General features: G+C 71.7%; 7 protein-coding genes. 3 read left to right on the top strand and 4 right to left on the bottom strand.

All coding sequences use genetic code 11. From position 1 onward, the window contains the following. Positions 1-92: 92 nt before the first annotated feature. From infB to rimP, 4 genes are all read right to left on the bottom strand, one after another. Positions 93-3,239 carry a translation initiation factor IF-2 gene (gene infB / locus ACFWY6_RS42845; protein ID WP_384702544.1) on the bottom strand — a complete coding sequence of 1,049 codons (3,147 nt, stop codon included), beginning with the start codon at positions 3,237-3,239 and terminating at the stop codon, positions 93-95. A 145-nt stretch (positions 3,240-3,384) separates the two neighbouring features. Beyond that, positions 3,385-3,675 carry a YlxR family protein gene (locus ACFWY6_RS42850; RefSeq protein ID WP_266871192.1) on the bottom strand — a complete coding sequence of 97 codons (291 nt, stop codon included), beginning with the start codon at positions 3,673-3,675 and terminating at the stop codon, positions 3,385-3,387. 89 nt (positions 3,676-3,764) lie between these two features. Then, positions 3,765-4,763: a transcription termination factor NusA gene (gene nusA, locus ACFWY6_RS42855; protein WP_360780665.1), complete on the bottom strand. Its 999-nt coding sequence runs from the start codon at positions 4,761-4,763 to the stop codon at positions 3,765-3,767. A gap of 2 nt (positions 4,764-4,765) precedes the next feature. Next, entirely contained in the window at positions 4,766-5,263 is a 498-nt protein-coding gene (gene rimP, locus ACFWY6_RS42860) for a ribosome maturation factor RimP (RefSeq protein ID WP_384702549.1), read from the bottom strand. Positions 5,264-5,613: 350 nt separating this feature from the next. On the opposite strand from rimP, the gene ACFWY6_RS42865 reads away from it, so the two are divergent. Genes ACFWY6_RS42865 through ACFWY6_RS42875 form a run of 3 tightly spaced genes read left to right on the top strand, consistent with a single transcriptional unit; the run spans position 5,614 to position 7,566 of the window. Next, positions 5,614-6,153, top strand: coding sequence for a hypothetical protein (locus tag ACFWY6_RS42865; RefSeq protein WP_384702552.1), 540 nt, complete (start codon positions 5,614-5,616; stop codon positions 6,151-6,153). Then, positions 6,150-6,617, top strand: coding sequence for a ferritin-like domain-containing protein (locus ACFWY6_RS42870; protein ID WP_384702555.1), 468 nt, complete (start codon positions 6,150-6,152; stop codon positions 6,615-6,617). The genes ACFWY6_RS42865 and ACFWY6_RS42870 overlap by 4 nt, the downstream gene beginning before the upstream one ends. Positions 6,618-6,666: 49 nt before the next feature. Continuing rightward, on the top strand, positions 6,667-7,566 hold the full coding sequence (locus tag ACFWY6_RS42875; protein ID WP_384702558.1) for an aminoglycoside phosphotransferase family protein: 900 nt from the start codon (positions 6,667-6,669) through the stop codon (positions 7,564-7,566). The last annotated feature ends 104 nt before the right edge of the window (positions 7,567-7,670 follow it).

Below are 7,670 nucleotides of genomic sequence, written 5' to 3' on the forward strand. Positions count from 1 at the left end.
ACCCACACACCACAACACCCTACCCGGTCACGGCCGGGGCCGATCGACGGGATTTACCTCCCCTCGACCGGCCCCGGTTCGAGCTGCGTTGATCAGCCGCGAGGCTTCTCGCGCATCTCGTACGTCGCGATGACGTCGTCGATCTTGATGTCGTTGAAGTTGCCGAGGTTGATACCGCCCTCGAACCCTTCGCGGATCTCGGTGACGTCGTCCTTGAAGCGGCGCAGACCGGAGATGTTGAGGCTCTCCGCGATGACCTTGCCGTCGCGGATGAGGCGCGCCTTGGTGTTGCGCTTGACCTCGCCGGAGCGGACAAGAACACCGGCGATGTTGCCCAGCTTGGACGAGCGGAAGACCTCGCGGATCTCCGCCGTGCCGAGCTCGACCTCTTCGTACTCCGGCTTGAGCATGCCCTTGAGGGCCGCTTCGATCTCTTCGATCGCCTGGTAGATGACCGAGTAGTAGCGGACGTCCACGCCTTCGCGCTCGGCCATCTGCGCGGCACGACCGGCCGCACGGACGTTGAAGCCGATCACGATCGCGTCGGAGCCGGTCGCCAGGTCGATGTCCGACTCGGTGACCGCACCCACGCCGCGGTGCAGGACGCGGATGTCGACCTCTTCGCCGACGTCGAGCTGGAGCAGCGAGGACTCGAGAGCCTCCACCGAACCGGACGCGTCGCCCTTGATGATGAGGTTGAGTTCCTGCACCAGACCGGCCTTGAGTGCCTCGTCCAGGTTCTCCAGGGAGAACCGCACACCCTTGCGGGCGAAGCGGACGTTGCGCTCACGGGCGGCACGCTTCTCGGCGATCTGACGGGCCGTACGGTCCTCGTCGACGACCAGGAAGTTGTCGCCGGCACCCGGGACGTTGGTGAGACCGAGGACGAGGACCGGGGTCGAGGGACCCGCCTCTTCCACGTTCTCGCCCTTGTCGTCGAGCATCGCGCGGACACGGCCGTACGCGTCGCCGACCACCATGGTGTCGCCGACCCGCAGGGTGCCTCGCTGGACGAGGACGGTCGCGACGGCGCCGCGGCCCTTGTCCAGGTGGGACTCGATCGCAATACCCTGCGCGTCCTGCTCCGGGTTGGCCCGCAGGTCGAGCGAGGCGTCCGCGGTCAGGACCACGGCCTCCAGGAGGGACTCGATGTTCTGTCCCTGCTTGGCGGAGATGTCGACGAACATCGTGTCGCCGCCGTACTCCTCGGCCACCAGACCGAACTCGGTGAGCTGACCGCGCACCTTGGTCGGGTCGGCACCCTCGACGTCGATCTTGTTGACCGCGACCACGATCGGCACGTCGGCCGCCTTGGCGTGGTTCAGCGCCTCGATCGTCTGCGGCATCACACCGTCGTTGGCCGCGACCACGAGGATCGCGATGTCGGTGGACTTCGCACCACGGGCACGCATGGCGGTGAACGCCTCGTGACCGGGGGTGTCGATGAAGGTGATCTTGCGGTCTTCGCCGTTGACCTCGGAAGAGACCTGGTACGCACCGATGTGCTGCGTAATGCCGCCGGCCTCGCCCGCAATGACGTTCGTCTTGCGGATCGCGTCCAGAAGTCGGGTCTTACCGTGGTCGACGTGACCCATGACGGTCACGACCGGCGGACGCGCGACGAGGAACTCCTCGCCACCCTCGTCCTCGCCGAACTCGATGTCGAAGGACTCGAGCAGCTCGCGGTCCTCCTCCTCCGGGCTGACGATCTCCAGGACGAAGTTCATCTCGTCCGCGAGGAGCTTCAGCGTCTCGTCCGGGACGGACTGCGTGGCAGTGACCATCTCGCCGAGGTTCATCATCACGCCGACGAGCGACGCCGGGTTGGCGTTGATCTTCTCGGCGAAGTCGGTCAGCGAGGCACCACGGGACAGGCGGACCGCCTGGCCGTTGCCGCGCGGCAGCATGACGCCGCCGACCGACGGAGCCTGCATCGACTCGTACTCCTGGCGCCTCTGCCGCTTCGACTTGCGACCGCGACGCGCGGGACCGCCGGGACGACCGAAGGCGCCCTGCGTGCCACCACGGCCACCCGGACCACCGGGACGGCCACCGAAGCCGGGACGGCCACCGCCGCCACCGGGACGACCGGCGAAGCCACCGCCGCCACCGCCACCGGGACCACCGGGACGACCGGCGAAGCCACCGCCGCCGCCGCCACCGGGACGACCGGCGAAGCCGCCGCCGCCACCGGGACGACCGCCGCCGCCACCGCCGGGACGACCGCCACCGCCGGGACCACGGCCACCGCCGGGGCCACCACCGGGACGCGGACCCGCAGCGGGACGCTGCGGCATCATGCCGGGGTTCGGACGGTTACCGCCGGCGCCGGGGGCGCCGCCGGGACGCGGAGCGCCGCCCTGCGGGCGAGGCATGCCGCCGGGGCTCGGACGAGCGCCGCCCTGACCCTGCGGACGGGGAGCACCCTGGCCGCCCTGGCCCTGCGGACGCGGGGCGCCGCCGGGACCACCGGGGCCACCCTGGCCGCCGGGGCGCGGGGCGCCGCCCGGACGGGGCGCCTGCGGGCGCGCCATGCCGGTGGAGCCACCAGAGGTGAAGGGGTTGTTGCCGGGGCGCGGTCCTGCCGGACGGCCACCGGGGCGCGGGGCGCCACCCTGGCCGCCGGGACGCGGAGCGCCACCCTGACGGTCGCCGCGGTCGCCACGACCGCCCTGACCCTGACCGCCCTGGCCGGGGGCCGGACGGCCGCCGGGCTTCGGGGCACCCGGGCGGGCGCCCGGACGGGGTCCGGCCGGAGCCGAGGAGGCGGCCGGAGCAGCGGGAGCGGCCGGCGGAGCGGTGAACTCCGGGGCGGCAGGCGCTGCCGGGGTGACCGGAGCCGCGGGGGCTGCCGGAGCCGGCTTGGGCGTCGGCGGCTTGGGGCCGGGACGCGGGCCGGGAGCCGCAGGCGATGCGGCAGGCTTGTCGGCCGCGACGGCGGGCTTGGGCGCCGGCGGCTTGGGCGCGGCCGGACCCGGACGGGCGGCCTGCGCGGGGGACGGTGCCGACGGCGTCGCCGGCTTGGGGGCGGCCTGCTTGCGCGGCGCTCCCGGCTTGGCGGCGGCGGGCTTGCCGTTGCCACCCTGCTGCAATGCGTCAGTCAGTTTGCGTACTACGGGCGCCTCGATCGTCGAGGACGCCGAACGTACGAATTCACCGAGTTCTTGGAGCTTGGCCATGACGACCTTGCTCTCTACGCCGAACTCCTTGGCGAGCTCGTATACCCGGACCTTAGCCACTTCGCTCCTTTTAGGTCCGGGTTACGCCGGACCGTCGCTACTTCATGGGCGTACTCATCGCGTGCTCATCGAGTGCTCATCGCAATCTCGACCTACTTCCAACTCGCGGAATACCAGGGCCGCGCGGGGTTCCGCGCGACCTTCCTTACGGTGTTGCCTGCTGGGCAACTGACTCGACGACTCGGCGCAACTCCGCCGTGTCGAGCGGACCCGGTCCTCGAAAGGCCCTCGGGAACGCCCGGCGGCGGACCGCCAGGTCGAGACAGACCGGGACGGGGTGTACATAGGCACCCCGGCCGGGCAGCGTACCGCTTGGATCAGGGACGCAGGCGCCCCTTTTCGCCACGATGCGCAGCAGATCGCTCTTGGCCGCTCGCTCCCGGCACCCCACACAGGTGCGCTCAGGGCATGCGCGGGCTTGCGTCCGGCCAGACACGATTAAGTCTACCTCCCCGTACCGACCTCACCCCTTTGGGGCAAAAATCGAACGGTTGTTGTCTTGATCAGATCTCGGTGGGCGCTCGGTCAGGAGTCGGCCGAGCCCTGGGGCTGCTCGGTGTCCGGGCGGATGTCGATCCGCCAGCCGGTGAGCCGCGCGGCGAGGCGGGCGTTCTGGCCCTCCTTGCCGATCGCGAGCGAGAGCTGGTAGTCGGGCACCGTCACCCGCGCGGAACGGGCCGCGAGGTCGACGATCTCCACCTTGCTGACCCGCGCCGGGGACAGCGCGTGGGCGACCATCTCGCCGGGGTCGTCCGACCAGTCGACGATGTCGATCTTCTCGCCGTTCAGCTCCGCCATGACATTGCGCACGCGCTGGCCCATCGGACCGATGCAGGCGCCCTTGGCATTGAGCCCGGAGCGGGTGGACCGGACCGCGATCTTCGTGCGGTGGCCGGCCTCGCGGGCGATGGCCGAGATCTCGACGGAACCGTCGGCGATCTCCGGCACCTCGAGCGCGAAGAGCTTCTTGACGAGGCTCGGGTGCGTACGGGACAGCGTCACGGAGGGGCCGCGGACACCCTTGGCCACCCGGACGACGTACGAACGAAGGCGCATCCCGTGCGGGTACTCCTCGCCGGGCACCTGCTCCTGCACCGGAAGGATGGCTTCCAGCTTGCCGATGTCGACAAGGACGTTCTTCGGGTCGCGGCCCTGCTGGACGACGCCCGTGACGATGTCGCCCTCGCGGCCCGCGTACTCACCGAGCGTCGCGTCGTCCTCGGCGTCGCGCAGCCGCTGCAGGATGACCTGCTTGGCGGTCGTCGCGGCGATCCGGCCGAAGTCGGACGGGGTGTCGTCGAACTCCTTGGGCTCCTGGCCCTCTTCGAGGTCCGCCGGGTCCTCCGTCGCCCACACCGTCACATGGCCGCTGTCGCGGTCCAGCTTCACGCGGGCGCGACGGAAGCTGCCGTCGGTGCGGTGGTAGGCGATGAGGAGGGCCGACTCGATCGCCTCGACCAGCAGGTCGAAGGAGATCTCCTTCTCCCGGACCAGACCCCGCAGGGCACTCATGTCGATGTCCACGGCTACGCCTCCTCTTCCTTCTTGTCCTTGCGGTTGAACTCGACCTCGACGCGCGCCTTGGCGATCGCGTCGAAGGTGAGCCTGCGGGCGGTGGGCTTGCGCCCCTTCACGCCCGGTACTTCCAGATCCACGCCCTCGTCGTCCACCTCGAGGATGCGGGCGGTCAGCTCGCCGCCCTCCGTCAGCTGGAACTTCACGAGACGGCCGACGGCACGCAGGTAGTGGCGGTGCTCCGTCAGCGGGCGCTCGGCGCCCGGGGAGCCGACTTCGAGGGTGTACTCCCCCTCGCCCATCGCGTCGCTCTCGTCGAGCTTCTCGGAGAGTTCGCGGCTGACATCGGCGATCTGATCCAGGTCCACGCCGTCGTCGGAGTCGATGACGACGCGCAGCACCCGCTTGCGTCCGACCGAGGCCACTTCGATCTCTTCGAGATCCAGTTCCTTCGAGCTGACGAGCGGTTCCAGCAGTTCTCGCAGCCTCTCGCTCTGGGTGGTGCTCATCCGGGTGACTCCTCGGCCGCGTGTGCTGTTGTGGGATCGTCGCGTGTCAGGTCAAAGGGTATCCGGTCCCGAAGGGTGTTGCCGCCCGCCGGTGGCCGCCGTCGGCCCGTTGTCGTCCGGCTGTCGTCCGGTTGTCGCACCGTCTTCCGACCGGCGCCGAGCCGCTCGCGAGTACGAAGCCGGGCCGAAGGTACGGTGATCACCAGGTTGACGGCGGTCTCGAACGCCCCGGCCCCGTCACCCGCCCCGCCTCTGCCCGCTTCCGCCGCTTTCGCCACTTCACCTGCCGCCCCCTCACCTCCCCCTGCTGACTGCCCGCCTTGCTGGCCTTCCTTCCGAGGACGTCTGCTGTGCCGTCGTATCCCATCCCCTCGCGCCACCGTTCAGGGCCGCGCCGGAGGAGTCTGCTGACCGGGGCCGCCGGAGCGGCCGGGGCCGTGCTGCTCTCGGGCTGCTCGGACTCCACCTCCACGCAGGACGCGGACGAGCGTCCTTCCGCCGCCGGGCGGCTGCGCGCGCGTGGCGCCCGGGACAGCGGTGAGCTTCTGGGGCGGTACGACGCCGTCCTCGCCGCCCATCCCGCGCTGGCCGCACGGCTCGAACCGCTGCGGGCGGAGGTGAAGCGGCACCAGGCGGCGTTCGCCGAGGGGCAGACCGCTCCGCCGTCCCCGTCGGCATCGGCCTCCGCACCGCCGTCGCCGACCCCCTCCCCGTCCGTGCCCGGGGACGAGAAGGCCGCCGTACGCGATCTGGCGAAGGCCGAGCGGGAGCTGGCGGGACAGCGCGCGAGCGCCCTGCTCGATGCGCCCGCCGAGCTCGCCAGGCTCCTCGCGTCGGTGGCGGCGGCCGGCGCGGCACACGCTTATCTGCTGACGGAGGACGCCAAGTGAGCGATGCCAAGGACGAGTTGAAAGCGGTGCAGGCGGCTCTCGGTGCCGAGCACGCCGCCGTGTACGGCTACGGGGTCGTCGGCGGCCGGATCGGCGAGGACCGCAGGGGGGAGGCGCGCACGGCGTACGACGCGCATCGCGCACGCCGCGACGAGCTGCAGCGCGCCGTACGCGATCTGGGCGGCGAGCCCGAGCCGTCGGCGGCCGCCTACAAGCTGCCGTTCGCGGTGCCGGACTCGGCGGCCGCCGTGCGGCTGGCAACGGAGCTGGAGGAACGCGTCGCGGGGGTCTACTCCGATCTCGTACGCGCCTCCACCGGCGCCCGGCGTGGCAGCGCCGCCGAGGCGCTGCGGGAGGCGGCGGTCCGTGCGGCGCGCTGGCGGGGCGGGAGCGTAACCTTCCCTGGTCTCGCCGAGCGGTCCGCCACGTCCGGCTCTTCGGCACCTCAGGCTGACCGCTCATGACCCACTCGTGACCCGCTCATGACCCGCTCAGGAAGGAAACAACTCGCGCATGGCTTTCGAACCGCCGCAGCGTCTGATCACCGCACTCGGTGAGACGGCGCAGGACGGCGACGACTGGCTGGAGAAGCTGCCCCAGGCGGTGGAACAGGCCGTCGCGCTACGCGAGTTGACCGTCGAGCGGGTCCATGTGCCCGGCGGGCGCAGCAGCCTCGTCGTCCTGGTACGGCTCGCGGACGGCACGCCCGCCGTCCTGAAGCTGGTGCCGCCGAGGTCGCGGCCGCAGAGCGAGCGGGTGGCGCTTGCGCACTGGGCCGGGCTCGGTGCCGTACGGCTCCTGGACCCCTCCGCCACGGACGGCGCGCTGCTCCTCGAACGGCTGCACCGCGACGTGTCGGTACGTTCGCTGCCCGAGGCCAAGGCGCTCCTCGAAGCGGCGGGCACGCTGCGCCGCCTGTGGGTGGAGCCGCCGCCGGGCCATCGCTGCGAGACGGTCGCCGAGCGGACCGGGCGGCAGGCGGATGCGATGCGGGCGTCGGCGGCCGCCGACGGGGAGGTCGCGCCGCTGGTGGACGCGGCGCTGGCGGCGCGGGAGGAGCTGCTTGCCGGGGCGCCGGATGTGCGGTTGCTGCACGGCACGTTCCGGCAGAGCAAGGTGCTTCAGGGTGACCGGGTGCCGTGGCTGGCGGTGGGGCCCGACCCGGTGGTCGGGGAGCCCGCCTTCGACCTGGCACGTCTCGTACGCGACCGCGTCGAGGACCTGATCGCGTCCCCCTCCGGGGCGTCGATCACCCGTCGCCGGGTGAAGAAGCTGGCGGAGTCTCTGGACGTCGACCAGGAGCGGCTGCGGGGCTGGACGCTGTTCCGCGCCGTGGAGTCGGGCGTACGGGCACGCCGCGTCGGCCGCGAGCAGGACGCGGAGCTGCTGCTGGAGTTCGCGGGGTGGCTGTAGGGCTGTAGGGGCCAGCCTGAACCGCCCCGTGGCGGCGGGTGTTGGGGGGGGGGGGGGGGGGGCGCGCGCGGCGCGGCCAGCCTCGGACACAACCAGCCCACACA

Source organism: Streptomyces sp. NPDC059037, from assembly GCF_042740015.1.
Lineage (GTDB): Bacteria > Actinomycetota > Actinomycetes > Streptomycetales > Streptomycetaceae > Streptomyces.

Coding starts and splice junctions, on each gene's coding strand:
- rimP (WP_384702549.1), bottom strand. CDS start 5,263: ATGAGCACCACCCAGAGCGAGAGGCTGCGAGAACTGCTGGAACCGCTC.
- ACFWY6_RS42875 (WP_384702558.1), top strand. CDS start 6,667: ATGGCTTTCGAACCGCCGCAGCGTCTGATCACCGCACTCGGTGAGACG.